At 73.7% G+C, this 22,370-nt stretch carries 18 protein-coding genes; 9 read left to right on the forward strand and 9 right to left on the reverse strand.

All coding sequences use genetic code 11. The annotated features are described in order from the left end of the window. Positions 1-5: 5 nt before the first annotated feature. Together ACJ6WD_RS04105 and ACJ6WD_RS04110 are read right to left on the reverse strand one after the other, a co-directional pair. Positions 6-773: an IclR family transcriptional regulator gene (locus tag ACJ6WD_RS04105; protein WP_376443510.1), complete on the reverse strand. Its 768-nt coding sequence runs from the start codon at positions 771-773 to the stop codon at positions 6-8. A 73-nt stretch (positions 774-846) separates the two neighbouring features. Next, on the reverse strand, positions 847-1,950 hold the full coding sequence (locus ACJ6WD_RS04110) for a sugar kinase (RefSeq protein ID WP_331248658.1): 1,104 nt from the start codon (positions 1,948-1,950) through the stop codon (positions 847-849). A 273-nt stretch (positions 1,951-2,223) separates the two neighbouring features. On the opposite strand from ACJ6WD_RS04110, the gene ACJ6WD_RS04115 reads away from it, so the two are divergent. From ACJ6WD_RS04115 to ACJ6WD_RS04130, 4 genes are all read left to right on the forward strand, one after another. Continuing rightward, positions 2,224-3,513 carry an amino acid deaminase gene (locus tag ACJ6WD_RS04115; RefSeq protein ID WP_407615148.1) on the forward strand — a complete coding sequence of 430 codons (1,290 nt, stop codon included), beginning with the start codon at positions 2,224-2,226 and terminating at the stop codon, positions 3,511-3,513. Between the two features lie 152 nt (positions 3,514-3,665). Then, positions 3,666-5,372 (forward strand): amidohydrolase family protein, encoded by a 1,707-nt coding sequence (locus ACJ6WD_RS04120; protein WP_407615149.1) that lies wholly within the window; start codon positions 3,666-3,668, stop codon positions 5,370-5,372. Between the two features lie 77 nt (positions 5,373-5,449). Then, the gene (locus ACJ6WD_RS04125; protein ID WP_016570428.1) at positions 5,450-6,661 is read left to right on the forward strand and encodes a pyridoxal phosphate-dependent aminotransferase; all 1,212 of its coding nucleotides are present in this window, start codon (positions 5,450-5,452) and stop codon (positions 6,659-6,661) included. An 84-nt stretch (positions 6,662-6,745) separates the two neighbouring features. Further along, positions 6,746-7,162, forward strand: coding sequence for a hypothetical protein (locus ACJ6WD_RS04130; RefSeq protein WP_016570429.1), 417 nt, complete (start codon positions 6,746-6,748; stop codon positions 7,160-7,162). Between the two features lie 143 nt (positions 7,163-7,305). Here the strand turns inward: ACJ6WD_RS04130 and ACJ6WD_RS04135 are convergent, their stop codons facing one another. Beyond that, positions 7,306-9,123: a phosphoenolpyruvate carboxykinase (GTP) gene (locus ACJ6WD_RS04135; RefSeq protein ID WP_233656979.1), complete on the reverse strand. Its 1,818-nt coding sequence runs from the start codon at positions 9,121-9,123 to the stop codon at positions 7,306-7,308. Positions 9,124-9,362: 239 nt separating this feature from the next. On the opposite strand from ACJ6WD_RS04135, the gene trhA reads away from it, so the two are divergent. Beyond that, positions 9,363-10,097, forward strand: coding sequence for a PAQR family membrane homeostasis protein TrhA (gene trhA, locus ACJ6WD_RS04140; RefSeq protein WP_016570431.1), 735 nt, complete (start codon positions 9,363-9,365; stop codon positions 10,095-10,097). A gap of 388 nt (positions 10,098-10,485) precedes the next feature. Then, positions 10,486-11,109 carry a TetR/AcrR family transcriptional regulator gene (locus ACJ6WD_RS04145; protein WP_407615150.1) on the forward strand — a complete coding sequence of 208 codons (624 nt, stop codon included), beginning with the start codon at positions 10,486-10,488 and terminating at the stop codon, positions 11,107-11,109. Here ACJ6WD_RS04145 and ACJ6WD_RS04150 read toward each other — a convergent pair. The 4 genes from ACJ6WD_RS04150 to ACJ6WD_RS04165 form a co-directional block, all read right to left on the reverse strand. Beyond that, entirely contained in the window at positions 11,099-11,527 is a 429-nt protein-coding gene (locus tag ACJ6WD_RS04150) for a MerR family transcriptional regulator (protein WP_233656980.1), read from the reverse strand. The genes ACJ6WD_RS04145 and ACJ6WD_RS04150 overlap by 11 nt on opposite strands. Positions 11,528-11,564: 37 nt before the next feature. Next, a complete protein-coding gene (locus tag ACJ6WD_RS04155) occupies positions 11,565-12,908 on the reverse strand; it encodes an amidase (RefSeq protein WP_407615151.1) in 1,344 nt (447 codons plus the stop codon). A 99-nt stretch (positions 12,909-13,007) separates the two neighbouring features. Beyond that, positions 13,008-14,012: a zinc-binding dehydrogenase gene (locus tag ACJ6WD_RS04160; RefSeq protein ID WP_407615152.1), complete on the reverse strand. Its 1,005-nt coding sequence runs from the start codon at positions 14,010-14,012 to the stop codon at positions 13,008-13,010. A 146-nt stretch (positions 14,013-14,158) separates the two neighbouring features. After that, on the reverse strand, positions 14,159-16,204 hold the full coding sequence (locus ACJ6WD_RS04165) for a thioredoxin domain-containing protein (RefSeq protein WP_407615153.1): 2,046 nt from the start codon (positions 16,202-16,204) through the stop codon (positions 14,159-14,161). 216 nt (positions 16,205-16,420) lie between these two features. Between ACJ6WD_RS04165 and ACJ6WD_RS04170 the strand changes: the two genes are divergently transcribed. Beyond that, positions 16,421-19,705: a tetratricopeptide repeat protein gene (locus tag ACJ6WD_RS04170; protein ID WP_233656992.1), complete on the forward strand. Its 3,285-nt coding sequence runs from the start codon at positions 16,421-16,423 to the stop codon at positions 19,703-19,705. Between the two features lie 199 nt (positions 19,706-19,904). On the opposite strand, the gene ACJ6WD_RS04175 is transcribed toward ACJ6WD_RS04170, so the two are convergent. Both ACJ6WD_RS04175 and mca read right to left on the reverse strand, forming a co-directional pair. Next, positions 19,905-20,153, reverse strand: coding sequence for a hypothetical protein (locus tag ACJ6WD_RS04175; RefSeq protein ID WP_016572725.1), 249 nt, complete (start codon positions 20,151-20,153; stop codon positions 19,905-19,907). A gap of 4 nt (positions 20,154-20,157) precedes the next feature. After that, positions 20,158-21,030 carry a mycothiol conjugate amidase Mca gene (gene mca / locus ACJ6WD_RS04180; RefSeq protein WP_331248665.1) on the reverse strand — a complete coding sequence of 291 codons (873 nt, stop codon included), beginning with the start codon at positions 21,028-21,030 and terminating at the stop codon, positions 20,158-20,160. A 131-nt stretch (positions 21,031-21,161) separates the two neighbouring features. On the opposite strand from mca, the gene ACJ6WD_RS04185 reads away from it, so the two are divergent. After that, complete coding sequence (locus ACJ6WD_RS04185) at positions 21,162-21,578, forward strand: DUF4307 domain-containing protein (RefSeq protein ID WP_233656993.1); 417 nt, start codon at positions 21,162-21,164, stop codon at positions 21,576-21,578. 246 nt (positions 21,579-21,824) lie between these two features. Further along, positions 21,825-22,322 (forward strand): transcription elongation factor GreA, encoded by a 498-nt coding sequence (gene greA, locus ACJ6WD_RS04190; protein ID WP_233656994.1) that lies wholly within the window; start codon positions 21,825-21,827, stop codon positions 22,320-22,322. Positions 22,323-22,370: the final 48 nt, after the last annotated feature.

The following is a 22,370-nucleotide window of genomic DNA, read 5'->3' on the forward strand; positions in this document are numbered from 1 at the left end:
GTGCTTCACGGGGCCGGCCTGTGGCCGGGGCTCGGGGTGCCGGAGTACTCCCGGCTGATGGCGTCGGCGGTGCGGCGCACCAGCGGGAGCAGGCCGAGGAGTTCTTCCGCGCTGACGACGACGTTGGGTGCGGAGACCGACATGGCCGCCGCCACCCGGCCGTCCGCGCCCCGGATGGGGGCGCCGACGCAGTTGATGGACTCCTCGTGGCCACCGAGGTCGGTGGCCCAGCCCTGTTCGCGCACCGTGGCCAGCTCGGCCAGGAAGGCCGCGGCGTCGGTGGTCGAACGGGGCGTGTAGCGGGGGTAGTCGAGCTTCTCCGCGACGGTGCGGCGCTCGGCCTCGGGCAGGTCGGCCAGGAGCAGCTTGGCGACCGCGGCGACGGTGATCGCGACCGGCTTGCCGATCCGGGAGTACATCCGGACCGGGTAGCGGCTCTCGACCTTGTCGATGTAGAGGACCTCGTTCTCCTCGTAGACGGCGAGGTGGACGGTGTGGCCGCACTGCTCGTTGAGCGCGACGAGGTGGGGGTGGGCGATGTCCCGGACGTCGAGGCTCTCCACGGCCTCCTGGGCGAGGGCGAAGAGCCGGGCGCCGAGGCGGTAGCGCTGGTCGGGCTGGCGGTAGACGAGGCCGTGCTCGTGGAGGGTGCGCAGCAGCCGCAGCGCGGTGGACTTGTGCACGCCGAGCCGGTCGGCGACCCGTCCCAGGTCGGCGGGGCCCTCGGCGAGCAGGGGCAGGATGCTCAGCGCGCGGTCGACGGTCTGGCTCATGCTCGTGCCCCGCTCCGCTTCGCCCCGGCCCCGCCGGGGGCGCGCCGGTCCATGGTGCTCTGGCTGCGCTCGTTCACTGCGTCCGTACCTCCTGGTCCGCGGCCTGGCCGGCGTCCGTCCAGCCGGGGCCGAGGTGCAGTTTCCCCCACCCGTCGTCGTCGAGCCCGGCCAACCGGTCCGCCACGGCGCGGGAGGGGGGTGCGGCGAGGTCGCCGGGGACGGTGAGGGCGGCGGCGGCCCACAGGTGGCCGTGCCGGACCCGGGTGCGCAGCGGCAGGGCGCGCAGGGCGGCGGAGAGGAACCCGGCGGCGAAGGCGTCGCCGGCGCCGACCGCGGCGACCACGTCGACGGTGGGGGCGGGCACGAGGGTGCCGGCGGGCTCCTCGTCCCGGCCGGGGGTGCCGGGGGCGTGGCGGAAGACCAGCGCGCCGGCCGCGCCGAGCTTGACGACCAGGGTCTGGGGTTGGGGCAGCGCCGCCCGGACCGCCCTCGGGTCGGGCAGGCCCCAGGCGGCCAGCGCCTCGTCGGCGCCGACGAAGACCACGTCGGCGGCGCGCGCCAGGTCCAGGAGGACCTCCGGGCCGCGCGCGCCGGACCACAGGTGCGGACGGTGGTTGACGTCGAACGAGACCAGCGGGCGGGCGCGGTCGTCCGGGCGGGCCATGAGGGCGCGCAGCAGGCCCAGGCAGTCCGCGGAGAGCGCGGCGGTGATGCCGGAGAGGTGCAGCACCCGGCCGGAGCGGAGGGCGGCCAGGTCCATGGTGTCCGCGGCCATCGCGGAGGCGGCGGAGCCGGCACGGTAGTAGGCGACCTCGTGGGCGGCGGTGGCCCGGTCGCCGGCGGTGCGGAAGTAGATGCCGGTGGGGCGGGTGGGGTCGCGGCGGACCGCGCTGGTGTCGACGCCGTGGCCGGCGATCTCCCGGACCAGGTGGTCGCCGAAGCCGTCGGCGCCGACGGCGGAGATCCAGCGGGTCGGGTGGCCGGCGCGGGCGAGGGCGCAGGCGACGTTGGACTCCGCGCCGCCGATGGCGCGCTCGAAGGCCGGGACGTCGGCGAGCGGCCCGGGGACGGTGGGCAGGAAGGTGACCATGGACTCGCCGAGGCAGACGACGTCGACGTCCGGGGCCGCGCCGGCCGCCGGGACGGGCGGGTCGCTGACGTTCGAGGACCTGGTCACGATCGGTTGCGCTCCTTCGCTGTGCCGTCCCTGGCCGTCCGCTCTGCCGCGCGGGCCCCTCGAAGGGGCCGCGGGCGGGTGCGCCGGCCGCGGGCGGGGCCGCTTTCCGGGCGGTGTGACGTGGGGTTTCCGGTCTGCCCGCGGCGTGTTCCGCCCGGTCGGCCCTGGCGTTTTCCCACCATTGACCGGGCGATGGCTCGGATGTTAGACAGCTGTAAGCGATATGCGCAATGGGTGTTGCAGAGGGTGCAACACGCTCTTTGAGGAGGCTCCATGGCCGGCGAGCGGCTCGCGCAGGAACTCAAGAACCTCGCGGACGAGAAGGTCGATCACCGCTTCAAGGGGCTGCCCCCGGACGCCGCCGGACGCACCGTGGGCGAGCTGGCCGCCGAGCGCCGCAACCTCTTCACCGGCGGCTTCACCACCCCCGTGCTGGCCCTCTCCGCCGAGTCGGTCGAGCACAACCTCGCCCTCCTGGAGACCTACGCCGCCCGGCACGGCCTGGCCTTCGCCCCGCACGGCAAGACCTCCATGGCCCCGCAGCTCTTCGCACGCCAACTGACGCACGGCGCCTGGGGCATCACCGCGGCCGTCCCCCACCAGGCGCGCGTCTACCGCGACTTCGGCATCCAGCGGATCTTCCTCGCCAACGAGGTCGTCGACGCCGCCGGACTGCGCTGGCTGGCCGGCGAACTCGCCGCCGACCCCGACTTCCGCTTCATCTGCTACGTCGACTCGGTGCGCGGCATCGAGCTGATGGACACCGCCCTGCGCGCCGCCGAGGCGACCCGCCCGGTGGACGTCGTCATCGAACTGGGCGCCGGCGACGGGGCCCGCACCGGCGCCCGCACCGAGGCCGAGTGCCGCGAACTGGCCGATGCGATCGCCGGCGTGGACACCCTCCGCCTGGTCGGCGTGGCCGGCTACGAGGGCGAGGTGCCCGACGCGGACCACGAGCGGGTCACGGCGTGGCTGCGCCGGCTGGTCACGCTGGCCGCCGACCTCGACGCCGCCGGCCGCTTCGCCGACCTCGACGAGATCGTGGTCAGCGCCGGCGGCAGCGCGTGGTTCGACGCGGTCGCCGAGGTCTTCGCGGACCTCCCCGCGCTCTCCGCGCCCGTCCTGAAGCTGCTGCGCTCGGGCGCGTACGTCTCGCACGACGACGGGCACTACCGCCACCTCACGCCCTTCAACCGCGTCCCGGAAGAGGGCGCGCTGGAGCCGGCCTTCCGCCTCTGGGCGCAGGTCGTCTCCCGCCCCACCCCGGAGCAGGCGTTCCTCAACGCCGGCAAGCGGGACGCCGCGTACGACCTCCACCTGCCGCAGCCGCAGGCCGTGCGCTCCGGCCGGGACGGCACCCTGCGCCCGGCGGCCGGCCTCACCGTCACCGGCCTGTCCGACCAGCACGCCTGGGTGCGGACCGAGCACTCCGGGGACCTGGAGGTCGGCGACTGGGTCGCCCTCGGCCTGTCGCACCCCTGCACCTCCTTCGACAAGTGGCAGTTGATCCCGCTGGTCGAGCGGGACGGGACGGTCGTCGATTTCGTCCGCACGTTCTTCTGATGCCCACCGAGGGCGCGCCGCTCGCCCCGGAGCACCCCCCATCAATCCCCTGACCGCCCCCTGACCCACCCCTGATGCACCGCCCCGGACGGCCCGGACGGGGCGGACGGGGCGGCGGGGACCCGAGACCGCCGAGAGAGGCCAGCCCGCCCATGGACACCGTGTTCCGCGACGCACGCGTCATCGACGGGTCCGGCGGCCCCTCCTACCGCGCCGACGTCGCCCTGGCCGACGGCCGGATCGCCGCCGTCCACCGGGAGGCGGACGGCGGCCCCCGCCCGTCCGCCCCCCGCACCGTGGACGCCGCCGGCCTCGCCCTCGCCCCCGGCTTCATCGACATGCACGCGCACAGCGACCTGGCGCTGCTGCGCGACCCGGAGCACACCGCGAAGGCCGCCCAGGGCGTCACCCTCGAAGTCCTCGGCCAGGACGGCCTGTCCTACGCCCCGGTCGACGACCGCACGCTCGCCGCGGTCCGGGCCCAGATCGCCGGCTGGAACGGCGGCGGCCCCGACGACGACGCCCTCCCCTTCACCTGGCGCACCGTCGGTGAGTACCTCGACCGCCTGGACCACGGCTTCGACGGCGAGGGCATCGCGGTCAACGCCGCCTACCTCGTCCCCCAGGGCACCGTCCGGATGCTCGCCGTCGGCTGGGACGACCGCCCGGCCACCGACGCCGAACTCGACCGGATGCGGCAGCTCGTCGCCGCGGGCCTGGAGCAGGGCGCGGTGGGCCTCTCGTCCGGCCTGACCTACACCCCGGGCATGTACGCCTCCGACGCCGAACTGACCGCACTGTGCCGGGTGGTGGCCCACTACGACGGCTACTACTGCCCGCACCACCGCTCCTACGGCGCCGGCGCCCTGACCGCGTACGAGGAGATGATCGCCCTCACCCGCGAGGCCGGCTGCGCGCTGCACCTCGCCCACGCCACCATGAACTTCGGCGTCAACGAGGGCCGGGCGCCGGAACTCCTCGCCCTGTTGGACCAGGCCCTGGACGCCGGCGCCGACCTCACCCTGGACACCTATCCGTACACCCCCGGCTGCACCACGCTCGTGGCGATGCTGCCCAGCTGGGCCAGCGAGGGCGGCCCGGACGCGATCCTGGCCCGGTTGGCCGACGACACCACCGCCGCGGCCATCCGGCACGCCCTGGAGGTCGAGGGGTCGGACGGCTGCCACGGCGTCCCCATCGACTGGGACACCATCGAGATCTCCGGCGTCACCGACCCCGCACTGGACGGCTGGGTCGGCGCGACCGTCGCCCGCACCGCCGCCGTCCGCGGCGAGGACCCCTGGGACGCCGCCCGCCACCTGCTGCGCGCCGACCGGCTGGGCCCCACGATCCTCCAGCACGTCGGGCACGAGGACAACGTCCGGCAGATCATGCGGCACCGGGTCCACACCGGCGGCAGCGACGGCATCCTCCAGGGCGCCAAACCGCACCCGCGGGCGTACGGCACCTTCCCGCAGTACCTCGGCCGGTACGCCCGCGAGCTGGGCGTCCTGTCCCTGGAGGAGTGCGTGGCGCACCTGACGTCGCGCCCGGCCGCCCGGCTGCGGCTGCCCGACCGCGGCCTGGTCCGCGAGGGGTACCGCGCCGACCTGGTCCTCTTCGATCCGGAGACGGTCGCCGCCGGCTCCACCTTCGACGCCCCCCGCACCCCGCCCACCGGCATCCCGCACGTCCTGATCGACGGCCGGTTCGTCATCGAGGACGGCCGCCGCACCGACGTCCTGGCCGGCCGGGCGGTCCGCCGCACCCCGGGCCGGTCCCAGCCGCGCCCGTCGGGACGCCCGGGCCCGACCTCCCGCCACGAAATCAGCACCCGCCCCACCACTCACACTGGGTGAGCGCCCGCCCACCGTCCGCCGACCACGTGGCGAAAACCACCCGGCGCGCTGCCCTACGCCCCCGTAGAGTGGCCGTCATGCAGGTGATCCAGTCAACGAAGCTCGCCAACGTCTGCTATGAAATCCGCGGCCCCGTGCTTGAGGAGGCGATGCGGCTGGAGGCAGAGGGTCACCGCATCCTCAAGCTCAACACCGGCAACCCGGCGGCGTTCGGATTCGAGTGCCCGCCCGAGATCCTGGAGGACGTCCTCCGCTCGGTCGGCACCGCGCACGGCTACGGCGACGCCAAGGGCCTGCTCTCGGCCCGCCGGGCCGTGGTGCAGCACTACCAGACCAAGGGCATCGACCTCTCCGTCGACGACGTCTACCTCGGCAACGGCGTCTCCGAGCTGATCCAGATGTCGATGCAGGCGCTGCTGGACGACGGCGACGAGGTGCTGGTCCCGGCCCCCGACTACCCGCTGTGGACGGCGTCGGTCTCGCTCTCCGGCGGCACCGCCGTCCACTACCGCTGCGACGAGCAGGCCGACTGGATGCCGGACCTCGCCGACATCGAGCGCAAGATCACCGACCGCACCAAGGCCCTCGTCGTCATCAACCCCAACAACCCCACCGGCGCGGTCTACGACGACGAGCTGCTGCGCGGACTCGCCGAGATCGCCCGCCGGCACAACCTGATCGTCTGCGCCGACGAGATCTACGACAAGATCCTCTACGACGGCGTCACCCACACCCCGTTCGCCGCGCTCGCCCCGGACCTGCTGACGCTGACCTTCAACGGCCTGTCCAAGGCGTACCGGGTCGCCGGCTACCGCAGCGGCTGGCTGGCGGTCTGCGGCCCGAAGGCGCACGCCGCCTCGTACATCGAGGGACTGACGATCCTGGCGAACATGCGGCTGTGCGCCAACATGCCGGCGCAGCACGCGGTCGCCACCGCCCTCGGCGGCCGGCAGTCGATCAACGACCTGGTGCTCCCCGGCGGCCGGCTCCTGGAGCAGCGCGACACCGCCTACGAACTGCTCACGCGGATACCGGGCGTCAGCTGCGTCAAGCCGAAGGGCGCGCTCTACGCCTTCCCGCGACTGGACCCCGCGGTGTACAAGGTCAAGGACGACCGGCAGATGGTGCTGGACCTGCTGCGCGCCGAGAAGATCATGATCGTTCACGGCACCGGCTTCAACTGGCCCGAGCCGGACCACTTCCGCCTGGTCACGCTGCCGAACAAGGACGACCTGACGGACGCCGTCACCCGCATCGGCGCCTTCCTCGACGGTTACGGACAGTACTGAACCGCAGCAAGTTCTATACGAGACACAACTTTAGACAGGGTCTAAGCTAGGATGGCCTCCTAGACGTTTTCAGGAGGCCGTCCCATGTACGAACCGATCCGCACCAAGTCGGTCCACACCATGGCCGTCGCCCCGGGGATCCCGCACCGCTCCCGCGAAGAGGAGCTGGACATCCGGCTCGCCGGGCAGCTGACCGCGCTGCTCACCGTCACCGACGAGCTGCACGCCCTGACCGAGTGCGGCGCCGCGCGCACCGCCCTGGCCTCGGCGGCCGAGCGCATCGCCGCCGCGGTCGCCCGGCTGAGCGGCCAACTGCCGCTGCGCGCCGAACCGACCGGCGGCGACCCGACCCGGATCCCGGCCCTCCGGCAGCGCGCCCACACCCTCGCCGGAAACGCCCTCGCCGTCGCCACCTCGCGGGACGACGCCGAGGCCATCGCGCTGGCCGAGGAGCGGCTCTCCGCCCACCGCGCCGGCGAACGGGACCTCGCCACCACCTGACCGCACACTCCCGAGGACGCCGACCGGCGTCCGGCCGGTCGAAGGCCCCACAACGCACCCGCCCGGGGCCCGTACGCGCGTACGGGCCCCGGGCGGTCGTGCACACGGGCCGGGCGGGCGGTGCGCCGCCCGGCCGGCCGGGACTAGCCGAGCCGCTGCACCAGCGCGCGGTACTCGTCCCACAGTTCCTTCGGCGTGTGGTCGCCGAAGGTGTTGAGGTGCTCGGGGACCAGCGCCGCCTCCTCGCGCCAGACCTCCTTGTCGACGGTGAGCAGGAACTCCAGGTCCTTCTCGGAGAGTTCCAGGCCCTCGGTGTCCAGCGCGTCCTTGGTGGGCAGCACGCCGATCGGCGTCTCGACGCCCTCGGCCGTGCCCGCCAGCCGCTCGACGATCCACTTGAGCACCCGGCTGTTCTCGCCGAAGCCCGGCCACACGAAACGGCCCGCGTCGTCCTTGCGGAACCAGTTGACGTAGTAGATCTTCGGCAGCTTCGCCGGGTCCTTGTCGGCCCCGACCTTGAGCCAGTGCGCCATGTAGTCGCCCATGTTGTAGCCGCAGAACGGCAGCATGGCGAACGGGTCGCGACGCAGCTCCCCGACCTTGCCCTCGGCGGCGGCGGTCTTCTCGGACGCCACGTTGGCCCCGAGGAAGACACCGTGCTGCCAGCTGAGCGACTCGGTCACCAGCGGCACCGCGCTGGCCCGGCGACCACCGAACAGGATGGCCGAGATCGGCACGCCCTTGGGGTCCTCCCACTCGGGCGCGATGGTCGGGCACTGGGCGGCGGGCACGGTGAACCGCGCGTTGGGGTGCGCGGCCGGGACGCCGGAGGCGGGCGTCCAGTCGTTGCCCTTCCAGTCCGTCAGGTGGGCCGGGGTCTCCTCGGTCATGCCCTCCCACCACACGTCGCCGTCGTCAGTGAGGGCGACGTTGGTGAAGACGGAGTTGCCCCAGAGGGTCTTCATGGCGTTGGCGTTGGTGTGCTCGCCGGTGCCGGGCGCCACGCCGAAGAAGCCGGCTTCGGGGTTGATCGCGTAGAGCTGGCCGTCCTCGCCGAACCGCATCCAGGCGATGTCGTCGCCGATGGTCTCGACCGTCCAGCCGGGGATCGTCGGCTCCAGCATGGCCAGGTTGGTCTTGCCGCAGGCGCTCGGGAACGCCGCGGCGACGTACTTGGCCTCGCCCTGCGGCGGGGTCAGCTTGAGGACGAGCATGTGCTCGGCCAGCCAGCCCTCGTCGCGGGCCATGACGGAGGCGATCCGCAGCGCGTAGCACTTCTTGCCGAGCAGGGCGTTGCCGCCGTAGCCCGAGCCGTACGACCAGATCTCGCGGGCCTCGGGGAAGTGCGAGATGTACTTGGTGGAGTTGCACGGCCACGGCACGTCCTGCTCACCCTCGGCGAGCGGGGCGCCGAGGGTGTGCACGGCCTTGACGAAGAAGCCGTCGGTGCCGAGCTCGTCGAGGACCGCCTGGCCCATCCGCGTCATGGTGCGCATCGACACGGCGACGTACGCGGAGTCGGTGATCTCCACCCCGATGGCGGAGAGCGGGGAGCCGAGCGGGCCCATGCAGAACGGGACGACGTACATCGTCCGGCCCTTCATCGCGCCGCGGAAGATGCCCTTCTCCCCCGCGAAGATCTCCCGCATCTCGGCGGGGGCCTTCCAGTGGTTGGTCGGGCCGGCGTCCTCTTCCTTCTCCGAACAGATGAAGGTGCGGTCCTCGACACGCGCGACGTCCGTCGGGTCGGACGCGGCGTAGTACGAGTTGGGGCGCTTGATCGGGTCGAGCTTGCGGAACGTGCCCTTCTCGACGAGCTCCTCGGACAGCCGCTCGTACTCCGCTTCCGAGCCGTCGCACCAGACGACCCGGTCGGGCTGGGTGATCGCCGCTATTTCGTCGACCCAATCGAGCAGGGCCTGGTGCCGGGTCGGGGTGGGAGCCGCGTTGTCGCGCGCCACGATCGCTCCTAGATGAGGGGTTTTGGCCGGCTTCCTGCTCATAAGGCAAGGAAACCGCTGCTTTTACTTGTCTGCCCCTTGGGGGCCGCGACCCGGATGCTTCGTGACCGCTCATCCGGTGCCGACCGCACTCATTTGATCATCCGACCCTGAATCGGATCTGTCCAGGGGGCCCCGTGGTGACCGTCACCACTTCCGGACGAATCCGTAACTTACGGTTGCGTAGGTAGCATTGCGCCATGACTTCCGCGCCTGACGCCGCCGAGAGCCGCCCCCCTGCCGCGCCGTCCAGGACCGATACCGGGTCCCCGGTCACGGCGGTCGCCGCCACGGCCGGACCGCTCAAGCCGAAGCTGCGGGGCTGGCTGCACGCCGGGATGTTCCCGGCCGTCCTGCTCTCCGGCGTCGTCCTGACCGCGCTCGCCGACAGCCCCCGAGGCCGCCTGGCCTGCGCGATCTACACGATCAGCGCCTGCCTGCTGTTCGGCGTCAGCGCCCTTTACCACCGCGGCAATTGGAGCCCCCGGGTCGACGGGGTGCTGCGCCGGCTCGACCACGCCAACATCTTCCTGATCATTGCCGGCACCTACACCCCGCTGACGCTGCTGCTGGTGACGGGCACCCGCGGCCAGGTGCTGCTCTGGGCGGTATGGGCCGCCGCACTGGCGGGCATCGCCTTCCGGGTCTTCTGGGTCGGCGCGCCGCGCTGGCTCTACACCCCCTGCTACATCGCCATGGGCTGGGCCGCCGTCTTCTTCCTCCCCGACTTCCTGCGCACCGGCGGCATCGCCGTCCTCGTCCTCGTGATCGTCGGCGGGCTGCTCTACAGCGCGGGCGGCGTGATCTACGGCATCAAGCGCCCCAACCCGTCACCGCGGTGGTTCGGCTTCCATGAGGTCTTCCACTCCCTCACCCTCGCGGCCTTCGTCGTGCACTACGTGGGCATCTCGCTCGTCGCGTATTCGCACCGCTGAGGCGGGGCGGAGCCGGGTGGCCGACCCGCTGGGTCCGCCACCCGGTCTACCGCCCGGCCTGCCGCCCGATCTGCCGGCACCCGCCGCGCCCCACCCCGGCCGCGGCCGCGAGGCGGCGGCCACGCGCCACGTCAGGACCGCCAGACCGGCCAGCACCAGCGCCGTCACCAACAGGCCGCCCCCCACCAGGAAGCCGCCCACGCACAGCGCGGCGGCGAGCGCGGCGTACACATGAATCGCGGGTCGCATCGCGAACCTCCCCGTCCGATCACCCGATCGTCACTGACAGTAATCATGCCCGCTTCACAGCGTGACACACCCCACTGACAATCAGAGCGCCGTCAGGGCACCGTGCATCGGCCACGAGACGACCGGGACAATGAGCCGCATGGTCTGCGCACGCGTCTCCGCCGCCACGCCCGGCAAGCCGAAGCCCGGGCTGCGCGAGCGGAAGAAGCTCAAGACCCGGCAGGCGATCCGCCGGGCCGCCTTCCGGCTCTTCGCGGAGCGGGGCTACGACGCGACCCCCGTCGACCGGATCGCCGCGGCCGCGGAGGTCTCCCCCAGCACGGTCGTCCGCTACTTCCCCGCCAAGGAGGACATCGTGCTCACCGACGAGTACGACGCCCTGCTGGCCGCCGGGATCCGCGCCCGCCCGACCGGCGAAGCGTTCGTCGAGACCCTGCGGCACGTCACGGTCGGGATCATGCGCGACATCAGCGCGACCGACCGCGGAGAACTCGTCCAGCGCATCCGGCTGATCCGCGACGTGCCGGCCGTGCGGGGCCGCACCGCGGAACTCACCGCCCGGCACATCGAGACCGTCAGCACCGCGCTGGCCGAGCGCGCCGGTCGCCCGGCGGACGACCTGGCCATCCGCGTCGTCAGCGCGGCCGTCCTGGCCGCGCTCCAGGAGGCGATGCTGCGCTGGGCCGGGGACCACGAGGAGACCAGCCCGCAGGAACTCATCCAGCAGTCCATGGACGTCCTGGCCCGCGGGCTCACCCTCTGACCGCGCGGCCCCCCGCACCCGGACCGCCGGCCCCCGGGTCGCCCGGCTCCCCCAGGCGGGCCGCCAGGCGCGACCGCACCCGGGACAACCGCGCGATGTGGCCGTCCAGCTCGGCCAGCCGGCGGCGGGCCACCGCCTCGGCGGCCGCACAGCGCCCGGAGCCCGGATCCTGTACGAGCAGGTCCGGCACGCCCTCCGGCGGCAGGGACTGCAGCAGGTCCGCGAAGGCCCGCACGTCGCCGACGGTCAGCCCCGCCTCGCGCAGTTCGCGGACGGCCCGCAGCCGGCGGACGTCCTCCGCGTCGTACTCCCGGTGGCCCGACGGCATCCGCCGGGCCGTCACCAGACCCTGCTGTTCGTAGTAGCGCAGCGCCCGCGGCGTCAGCCCGGCGGCCGCCGCCGCGTCCCCGATTCGCATCCGTCTCCCCCTCGTCCCCCGTGGTGCGCGCGACGGCCTAGCGGCCGGCCGCAGAGGGATCCCCGAACGTCTCGTTCAGGACCCGTTCGACGTCGACGGCCCAGGTCAGCAGGGACTCGTCGGCCCCGGACCGGCCCACCAACTGGAGCCCCAGCGGCAGCCCGTTGACGGCCCGGCCGGCGGGCAGGCTCAGCGAGGGCAGCCCGGCGTTGCTCCACGGCAGGCACATGATCGCGCTGCCCGTGGTGGTGAGGTCGGGGGCCGCCGGACCGGTGGCCGCCGGAGCGATCCACAGGTCGATCCCGGCGGCGGCGCCGGCCGCCGCGAGCCGTTCGCGGAAGGCGGTGCGGCGCTCCGCGGCCGCCCCGTAGGCGGCGTCCCCGATCACCTGCCCCTCCTGGAGGGCGGCCGCGGTCTGCTCCCGGTAGAGGTCGGCGTGGCGGGCGAACCACGTGGTGTGGGCGCGGGCGACCTCGTAGCGGTTCATGGTGAAGAGGTCCGCCACGACCTGCGCGAAGTCGGCCATCACGGGCACCTCGCGGACCTCGTAGCCGGCCGCCGCCAGCACCTCCCGCTGGGCCGCGAAGGCGTGCAGTGCCTGGGTGTCGGCCCGCTCCAGATAGGGCCCGGCCGGTACGCCCAACACCGGTCGCCCGCAGGGCACTTCGGCGTCCGCGGTCCGCCAGTCGTCGCAGAGCACCGGCGCCGCCAGCGCGATCCCCGCCAGCTCCGCGGTGTAGCACCCGAGGGTGTCGAAGCTGAGCGCGTTCGGGATCACCCCGTCGAGCGGGATCCGCCCGTAGGTCGGCTTGAATCCGACCACTCCGCAGTAGGCGGCGGGCCGGATCATCGAGCCCACGGTCTGCGTCCCGATGGCCAGCGGGACCATCCCGGCGGCGACCGCCGCCGCCGAGCCGCTGCTCGAACCCCCGGGCGTGTGCACCGGGTTGTGCGGGTTGCGGGTCGGCCCCGGGGCGGTGACCGCGAACTCCGCGGTCACCGTCTTGCCGGCGATCAGCGCCCCGGCGAGCCGCAGCCGGTCCACGACGGCCGCCTGCGGGCCGGTCAACTCGTCGGCCGGCAGCGCCGAACCCGCCCGGGTGGGCAACCCGTCGACGTGCACGATGTCCTTGATCCCGACCGGGACGCCGTACAGGGCGGGGCGCCCGGCGGGGCCCGGTGGACCGGCCGAGGCCAACTCCCGGGCCGCGGCCGACAGCCGGTCGCGGCGCCGTGGTTCCGGCACGAAGGCCCGGATCCGGGGGTCCACGGCGTCGATGCGGTCGCAGGTGCGGCGCACCGCGTCGAGGGGAGCGTCCACGCCGGAGCGCAGCGCCGCGGCCCCCTGGACGAGCGAGCGGTACCCGAGCAAGGTCGTCACCCCCGCAGGCTACCTCCGGGACGGGGACGGCCCCGGAGGAACGACCGTCCGGGGCGCCTCCGGGCCACCCCGCGCGACCGCCCCGCCCGGGGGCGTGTCTTACAACTCCACCAGGACGGCGCCCAGATGGCGGCCCGCGATCAGCTCCTGCAGCGCCTGCGGGGCCTGCTCGATGCCGTGCAGACGGGCGTGCGGGAAGGTGAGGGTGCCCTCGCGCAGCCCCTGCCCGAACAGCCGGTGCCACGCCGGGATCAGGTCCAGGTGGTCGTAGAGCGGGACGCCGCGCAGGGTGATGCTGCGAGCCAGCAGCGACAGGGTGTCGATCGGGGTGGGAGCCGGCTTCCCGTCGGCCAGTTGGACGGAGAGCGCGCCCACCACGGCGAGCCGGGCGCCGCGGTTGGCGAGGGCGATCGCGGCCTGGAGCTGCTCGCCGCCCACGTTGTCGAAGAGCGCGTCGATGCCCTCCGGGGCGGCCGCCCGCAACTGCTCCTCGATGGGCCCGGCACCGCGGACGACCACCGCGTCGTAGCCGAACTCCTTGCGCAGCCGGTCGGCCTTCTCCGGCGAGCCGGTGCTGCCGATGACCCGGGCAGCGCCGCGCAGCTTGGCTATCTGGCCGGCCAGCGAGCCGACGCCGCCGGCCGCCCCGGTGACGAACACCGTGTCCCCGGGCCGGACTTCGGCGCCGCGGTCGATGCCCATCAGGGCGGTGGGGCCCTGGGAGAGGTAGCCGGCCGGGTCGGGCAGCAGCCCGGCGTCGAGGCGCTGGACGTCCCCGGCGTCCAACAGGGCGTACTCGCGCCAGCCGAGGCGGTGCGTCACCAGGTCGCCGGGGTCGAGGTCGGTCCCGGGGGCGGCGACCACCTCGCCGACGGCCGGCCCGTCGAGCGCCTTGCCGACCACGAAGGACGGCATCGGAAGGGTGGTGACCTCGTCCATCAGGGTGCGCATCACGGCGGCGACGCTCATCAGGGTGTTGCGTACCAGGACCTGACCCACCGCCGGCTCCGGGACGGGGACCTCCACGATCTCGAAGAGGTCGTCGGTGACCGGGCCGGTGGGTCGGGCGGCCAGGCGGACTTCGCGGTGCGTGCGGTTCGTCATGCGCCGAGGCTAGAACTTGACGCCCGCGTCAAGTTCAATCCGGTCGCTGGTCCTAGGACCTGGGGCGGGTGCCGGGTCGCCGGGCCCCGGAGGGAACCGGCGGGCCCGGCCGCCTACGGGCCGCCGGCCGGCCCCGCCGCACCACGTCAGGGCCGCAGCCGCTCCGCCAGCTCCTCCGGGTCCGTCGTCGGCCGCTCGCACGTGAAGTGCCGGCACACGTAGGCGGCCGGCTCGCCGTCGACCAGGGGGCGCGCCCTCAGCAGCGGCACCTCGGCGGTGTCCTCCCCCGGAGCACCCAGGGCCACCACCGCCCCGGGGGCGGTGCCCAGCAGCGCGGCCCGGTGCAGCGCCCGGGTGGCCGGGGCGTCCGACGGGCCGACCACTGCGACCTCGCGCGGCCCGTCCAACGCCGCCTCGGCGACCGCCAGCCCCCACCCGATGAAGCGCGGCGCCCGGCCGCCCAGGGCGGTGACGACGCCCAGGGCGCGCTCGGCGGCGTCCCGGTGCAGGGCGCTGCCGGTCAGCGCCGCGTACGACAGCAACGCCCCGGCCGCGGCGGTCCACCCGGAGGGCGTGGCGTTGTCGGTCGGGTCCTGGGGACGGCGGATCAGCCGCTCGGCGTCGGCTGCGGTGTCGTAGAGCGTGCCGTCCGGGGCGGCGAACTGGACCAGCACGGTGTCCAGGAAGAAGCCGGCGAACTCCACCCAGACGCCCTCCCCGGTGACCGACGCCAGCGTGAGGAACCCCTCGGCGACGTCCGCGTAGTCCTCCAGGACACCGGTGTGGGTGCCGGCCGCGCCGTCGCGGGAGGTGCGGTGCAGCCGGGCCTGCCAGTCCATGTGGACGCGGACCAACAGGTCGGCGGCGTCGGTGGCGGCCTGCACCAGGTCGGGCCGGTCGAAGAAGGCACCGGTCTCGGCGAGCGCGGCGACGGCCAGCCCGTTCCAGGAGGCGACGATCTTGTCGTCGCGCCCGGGGCGGGGGCGCTCGGCGCGGGCCGCGAGCAGCCGCTCCTTCACCGACGCCACCCGCTCCGCGTCCACCAGGTCCCCGGTGTCCGGGAGTTGCAGGACGGAGGCGCCCTCCTCGAAGGTGCCGTCCTCGGTGACGCCGAAGTACGTGGCGGCGAACTCGGCGTCCTTCTCGCCCAGGGCGGCGCGCAACTGCTCCGGCGTCCACACGTAGTACGCGCCCTCGGTGTGCCGGCCCGTGCCGTCGTCGCTGTCCGCGTCCAGTGCGGAGGCGAAGCCGCCCTGTTCGGTGCGGAGTTCGCGGACCATGAAGTCGGCGGTCTCCAGGGCGATCCGACGGGCCAGGTCGGAGCCGGTGGCGCGCCACAGGTGGGCGTAGGCGCGGCACAGCAGGGCGTTGTCGTACAGCATCTTCTCGAAGTGCGGAACGACCCATTCCCGGTCGACGGAGTAGCGGGCGAAGCCGCCGCCGAGCTGGTCGTAGATGCCGCCGCGGGCCATCGCGGCGCAGGTCGCCTCGACCATCTCCAGGGCGCCCGCGGACCCCGTCCGGGCGTGGTGGCGCAGCAGGAACTCCACGACCATGGACGGCGGGAACTTCGGCGCGCCGCCGAACCCGCCGTGCACCGCGTCGAACTCGCGGGTCAGCCCCATCAGGGCGGCCGCCAGCTCCTCGGGGCGCGGGGGCCGCTGGTCCCCCTCCGGCAGCGACTCGGCCAGCGAACGGCCCGCGAGGTCGGCGACGATCCGGCCGGCGACCTCGCCGACCTCCTCGCGCCGGTCCGCCCACGCCCCGCGGACCCCCTCGACGACCTGCCCGAACGACGGCATGCCGTGGCGCGGCTCGGGCGGGAAGTACGTCCCGAAGTAGAAGGGCTCGGCGTCGGGCGTGAGGAACACGGTCATCGGCCAACCGCCCTGACCGGTGGCGGCCTGGACGGCCTCCATGTAGACGGCGTCGACGTCCGGACGCTCCTCGCGGTCGACCTTGACGGCCACGAAGTGCTCGTTGAGCAGCGCGGCCACGGCCGGATCCTCGAAGCTCTCGTGCGCCATGACGTGGCACCAGTGGCACGAGCTGTAGCCGACGCTGAGCAGTACCGGGACGCCGCGCCGTCGGGCCTCCTCGAACGCTTCGGGGGACCACGGCCACCAGTCGACCGGATTGTCGGCGTGTTGGAGCAGGTACGGGGACGTCTCATGGGCCAGGCGGTTCGGCATGGGGCCATCCTCTCCCACTGGGGCCCCGGATTCCGGGAGAGGCAGGAGTTATCCACAGCCCTGCCGGAATCCGCCCGGACACGGAAGACTGTGTGCACGGCGGAGATCACGCCGGGCGAGCCGCACGGGTGCGGGGACGCGCCGGTGGGCAGGGGTGATCCGTCGACGACCGCTGGACCGCCAGGACTCCTGGCGACTGCTGGAGGGGGGACGGGCATGCCGGGCGAACTGGCTGGGCTGCGGGACGGCCACCGGAAGGAAGCGGACGGGCTGCTGACGCGGGCCGTCGAGGAGGAGGTGCGCCGATCCGGCGGCCGGCTCGACGGGCCGGCACTGCTCGGCAGGGCGCGGGCGGCGCTGGACGAGCTGGCCGCGCCCGCCGGGGAGGAGTACGCGGCGTACGTCCGTGCGCTGGACGAGGCGGCGGCCGGCCGGCGGCCGTTCGCGGAGCGGCTCTCGCGCAAGGAGCTGGGCACCCCGGTCGTGGCGTCGGCGGTCGCCGCGGTGGCCGCGTTCGGGGTGGACCTGGCGTACGGCACGGGTGGCGGGCCGGCGGTCGGGGCGGGCGCCGCCGCGCTGGTGGCCGGCGCGGCGGCCACGGTGGTGAAGCTGACGGCTGGTCACTTCCCGGCGGCGCACCGCCAGGCCGGGATGCGCGGCCAGCCCGGCGGGCCGGAGCAACTGCGGCTCCAGTGGTTGACGGCGCTGGAGGTGCGTGGCATCCGCCCGTTCCTGGACCAGCAGCGGATGGTGAGCGCGGCGGCCCGCAGCGGCGGCGGGTCCGCGGCCCGGCCGGCGGGGAAGGCGAAGGGCGCGCGGGGGCCGCAGTTGCGCGGCGCGGACCGTAGCGCGGCGGCCCGCCAGCGGTCGGTCCTGGAGCGGTCGTTCACGCAACTCCCCCGCCCTGACGGCCCGTTCGCCGGGCGGCGGGCAGAGCTGACGCAGATCGTCCAGTGGGTACAGGCCGGCCGGGCGAGCACGGAGACCCGGCCGATCGTGGTGGTGCTGCACGGCGAGTCCGGCGCGGGGCGGACGGCGCTGGCCGTGCGGGCCGCCCACCAACTGCGCGATCAGTTCCGCGGCGCGTGTCTGGTGGACCTGCGCGGCGACACCCCCGGCGAGGTGCCCCTGCCGACCCGGGACGCGCTGTTGCACCTGCTGAACCGTCTGGGCGCGCCGCGCGAGCAGCTGCTGTTCCGCGAGCGTCCCTCGCAGGAGCAGCACGTCAGGCGGCTCACCGAGCTCTACCACCAGCACCTGTCCGGACTTCCCGTGACGGTGCTGCTCGACGACGCCTCGGACGCCGAGCAGGTGCGGGCCCTGGTCCCGGACCGTTCCGAGAGCCTGGTCCTGGTCACCTCCCGCACACCGCTGGAGCTGCCCGCCGACCTGGCGGCCCGGGTGCACCACCTGCCGGTGGCGGCGCTGGACGCGGCGGGCACCGAGGAGTTGCTGCGCTCGGCGGCGGCCGGTGCGGAGCCGGCGGACGACGCCGCCCCGTACGACGCGCGGGCGATCGACCGGATCGCGGAGCTGTGCGCCGGCCTGCCCCTGGCGCTGCGGGTCGTCGGCTCCGCGCTGGGCGAGCGCTCCCCCGCCGCGCTGGCCGAGGAGCTGGCGGAGGCCGGCGGGGCGGCACCGGTGGAGCGGGCCCTGGCGCTGCGCTACGCCGACCAGCCGCCGCAGGCCCGGCAGTTGCTGCGCCGGCTGGCCCTGGTGGGCCGGGCGAGCCTGGGGGTGGCCGCCGCGGCCGCGCTGCTGGGCGTCGCGGACACGGAGGCCAAGCAGCGGCTGACCGCGTTGGCCGGGGCGGGGTTGATCGAGCACGTCCGCGGCGAGCGGTACCGCCTGCACCCCCTGGTGCACCGGTTCGCGCACGCCCGGCTGGCCGAGGAGGAGGAGCCGGCCGAGCGCGCCGCGGCCCAGGAGCGGCTGATCCGCGGCTACGCGGAGCTGGCCGACGCGGTGATCCGGCTCGTCGACGGCAACACCTCCACCCGCGCCGACCGCTTCGGCCCGCACGGCTTCGCGTCCCTGGACGCGGCCCTGCAGTGGTTGGACGACGAGACCAGCTTCATCACCGCCGCCCTGCGCCACGCCGATCAGGAGGTGGACCAGGACACCGTCTCGCACCTGCTGGGCGCGCTGTGCGACTACTGCCTGCTGCGCGGCGACCTCTACCGCCTGGGCGAGCTGAGCGAGCTGACCCGGGCGGCCGGCCAGGGGATGCTGGTCCGCTCGGTGCAGTGGCGCACCGGCGTCGCGGCCCGCCAGCTGGGCGAGCTGGACCGCGCCCGGACGACGCTGTCGTCGGTGGTCGACCTCTACTTCGAGGCACAGCACCCGGTGGGTGCGGCCCGTGCGCTGCGCGACCTGGGCATCACGCTCCAGCAGCAGGGCAGTCTCACCGAGGCGGCGGCCAAGCTGCGCGAGGCGCTGGACCTCCAGGCCGGCCCCGACATGCGCGGCGACCGGGCGTGGACGCTGCACGCCCTGGCGGCGGTCGAGCGGGACCGGGCGCGGCTCGCCGAGGCGTTGGAGCTGCTGAGCGAGTCCGTGGCGCTCCACGAGGAGAGCGAGAGCCTGCACGGCCAGGCGTGGGCGCACTTCCAGCTCGGTCAGGTCCACCTGCGGCGGGGCGACGTCCCGGCCGCCGAGGCCGCCCTGCACGCCGCCCTGGAGCTGTACGGACGCACGCACGACGACCGCGGCACGGCCTGGGCGATGACCCAGCTGGCGCGGGCCCGCCTGGTAGCCGGCGACCCCGGCCCCGCGGTGGACCAGCTGCGCCAGGCACTGCCGCTGCACCGCCAGCACGAGGACGCCCGCGGCGAGGCGTGGACGATGTACTACCTCGGCCAGGCGCTGGAGGAGCGCGGGGAGCGCGACGAGGCCCTGCGGCAGCTGGAGCGCTCGCGGAACATGTTCAGTCGCATGCAGGACGGCTACGGCCTGGCCTGTGCCCGGCACCACGCGGGGCGGGTGACCCGGGACCTGCGGGCCGAGCAGACCGGTTCGCTGCGCAACAGCGGCTTCGCCCGGCAGCTGCTCCAGGACGCCCGGAAGGACTTCCAGCGGATCGGGGTGGCGCACGGCGAGGCGTGGTCGGTGCTGGAGCTGGTGATCGTCGACGCCGGCAACGGCCGCACGGCCCAGGCGCTGGAGCTGGCCGACGAGGCCGGGCGGCTCTTCGCCGGGTACGGCGACCGCCGCGGGGCGGACTGGGCGCGGTTCCTGCGGTGCACGCTGCTGCCGTTCGCCTCGCCCGGCGGTTCGGTGGTCGGCGCGGCGGTGGCGCAGGAGGAGCTGGCGCAGTTGGTCCGGGAGCGGCACGACGGGCGGGACGCGAAGCTGGAGGACTGCGCCCAGACCTTCGGGCTGCTGCTGGAGCGCGGGGTGGAGCCCGAGACGGGGTGGCAGGCGTGGCGCCTGGGCATGGTGCCGGACCGGCACGCCCGGGAGGTCATGGGCGTGCCGAAGGAGCCGGCCGCCGCCGAGTGACGGTGCCGGCGTGCGCCGCCCGTGCGGAGGCGGGGCGTCCGGTCGCGGGCACGGCTCGCTGACCTCTTGGATCAGCGAGCCGCCGGGCCGGTCGACCGGCCGCTGCCAGACGGCCGGCGCGCGGACCGGCACCGGGTCCATGGACCGGCGACGCGGTGCGCACGCCCCACGCCGGGCCCGCGGGCCCGGCGCCGGGCGGTCAGCTGGTCTTCGGCTCCGCAGCCGCGGCGGCCGCCGGGGCGGCAGTGCCCTGGCCGTCCTCCGCGGGCTCCTCGAAGTCCACCTTGCGCATGTGCTTGTTCATGGACTTCATCAGCAGCCACACGGCGCCGCCGATGACCGCGAAAACGATGAAGCCGAGGACGCCGGGGGTCACCTTGTCCTTGTCGAAGCTGTCGGCAAGGGTGACGAAGTGCGTCAGGGCGAGGGTGCTGGTCGCGCTCATCATGGGCTCAATTGTTGCGGATGCCCGCGAAGAGGTCGTCCTCGGGGAGCGAAGTGTCCACGAGCGACTTCGCGAGCTCGTACTCCTCCGTCGGCCAGACCTCGCGCTGGACGTCCATCGGCACCCGGAACCACCCGCCGTCGGGGTCGATCTGGGTGGCGTGGGCGATCAACGCCTTGTCGCGGATCTCGAAGAAGTCGGCGCACGGGATGTAGGTGGTCAGCGTCCGCTCGCGCCGCTCGAACTGCTTCCACCGCTCCAGCCACTCGCCGTAGGGCGACTCCATGCCGCGCTCCAGCAGCGCCTCGTGCAGCGCGATGGTGCGGGGCTTGTTGAAGCCCTGGTTGTAGTAGAGCTTCTGCGGCTGCCAGGGCTCGCCGGCCTCCGGGTACCTCTCCGGGTCGCCGGCCGCCTCGAAGGCCACCATCGTGATCTTGTGGGTCATGATGTGGTCCGGGTGCGGGTAGCCGCCGTTCTCGTCGTAGGTCGTGATGACCTGCGGCTTGAACTCCCGGATCAGCTTGACCAGGCGCCCGGCCGCGACCTCGACGTCCTCCAGGGCGAAGCAGCCCTCGGGCAGCGGCGGCAGCGGGTCGCCCTCGGGGAGCCCCGAGTCGACGAAGCCCAGCCATTCCTGCTTGACGCCCAGGATCTCCCGGGCCTCGTCCATTTCCTTCTTGCGCACCTCGTGGATGTGCTCCTCGATGTACGGGTCGCCCTGGAGCTTGGGGTTGAGGATGGAGCCTCGCTCGCCGCCTGTGCAGGTGGCGACCAGTACGTCCACCCCCTCGGACACGTACTTGGCCATGGTGGCCGCACCCTTGCTCGACTCGTCGTCGGGGTGGGCGTGGACCGCCATCAATCGCAGCTGCTCGGTCAAGACTCGATCCTCAGTGAAAAGCCGGAGAAGATGCCTCCTATAGTGACCGAAGCGAGGGGGCGCTGTATTCCCTGGGGCGGGGACCCCCCGGGGGTCCGTCGGTTCCCGGTCCCCTATCAGGAGGATGGATCATGGCTGCGGTGCGCGAAGGGCTCCCGGACGGACGCTACGGCCGTTCCGCTGACCAGCGCGCGGACCGCAAGCTGAAGATCATCGGGGCGGTGCTCGGTGCGGCACTGCTCGGCGTGGTGGGCTGGCTCGGCGTCTCGTACATCTCCGGGCAGGACCTCAGCGGCCGGATCATCACCTGGGAAGCCGTCTCCGACCACGCGGTCAAGGTCCACCTCGAAGTCGTCAAGGACAAGGACGACACGGGGGTGTGCACGCTGCGTTCGCAGGCCACCGACGGTTCCGAGGTCGGCCGCAAGGACGTCGCCATCGACCAGCGCGCCGGCCAGGTCGACACCGAGGTCACGGTGCGGACGACGAAGCGCGCGACCAACGCGGTCCTGGTCGGCTGCACGGGCGCGCCGGCCGGCAACGGCTGACCGCACGACGCCCCTGCGGGATCCGGCGCCGACGGAGCGGAGCGGGCCGGTGACCCGTTCGGCCGACGTCCGCGCGCCGGCCGAACGACTCTGATCTGCGGCGATGCATTCCTGTGCGACCACTGTGAAATTCCTCTTCCCCCTTTTGTGCCGGAATTGTTAGGCTCGTGGTTTCGCCCACCTGTGAAGGCGCAAACCTTCCTGGTAGGGCGTTTGATTTATCCCCAGTACCGACGAGGAGCACCTGTGACCCAGACCAGCGAGAACGTCACCTGGCTGACCCAGGAGGCGTATGACCAGCTCAAGGCCGAGCTGGAGTACCTGTCTGGTCCCGCACGCGCCGAGATCACCGAGAAGATCCAGGCGGCCCGCGAGGAAGGTGACCTGAAGGAGAACGCCGGGTACCACGCGGCCAAGGAGGAGCAGGGCAAGCAGGAACTCCGCGTCCGCCAGCTGAAGCAGCTGCTGGAGGCCGCGAAGGTGGGCGAGGCTCCCGCGGCCGACGGCACGGTCGCCCCCGGCATGGTCGTCACCATCGCGTTCGACGGGGACCCGGACGACACGCTGTCGTTCCTCCTGGCTTCGCGGGAGTACGCGAGCGGGGACGTCGAGACCTACTCCCCGCAGTCGCCGCTGGGGTCGGGCGTGAACGGCAAGCGGATCGGTGCCGACGCGGAGTACGAGCTCCCGAACGGCAAGAAGGCGTCGGTGAAGATCCTCGACGCCAAGCCGTACAACGGCTGAGCCGCGCACCACGTCACACACGACGCAGGCGGCCCGGAGCTGAGCGCT

Origin of the sequence: Streptomyces sp. VTCC 41912 (assembly GCF_045799175.1) — a bacterium.
Taxonomy (GTDB): Bacteria; Actinomycetota; Actinomycetes; order Streptomycetales; family Streptomycetaceae; genus Streptomyces; species Streptomyces albulus_C.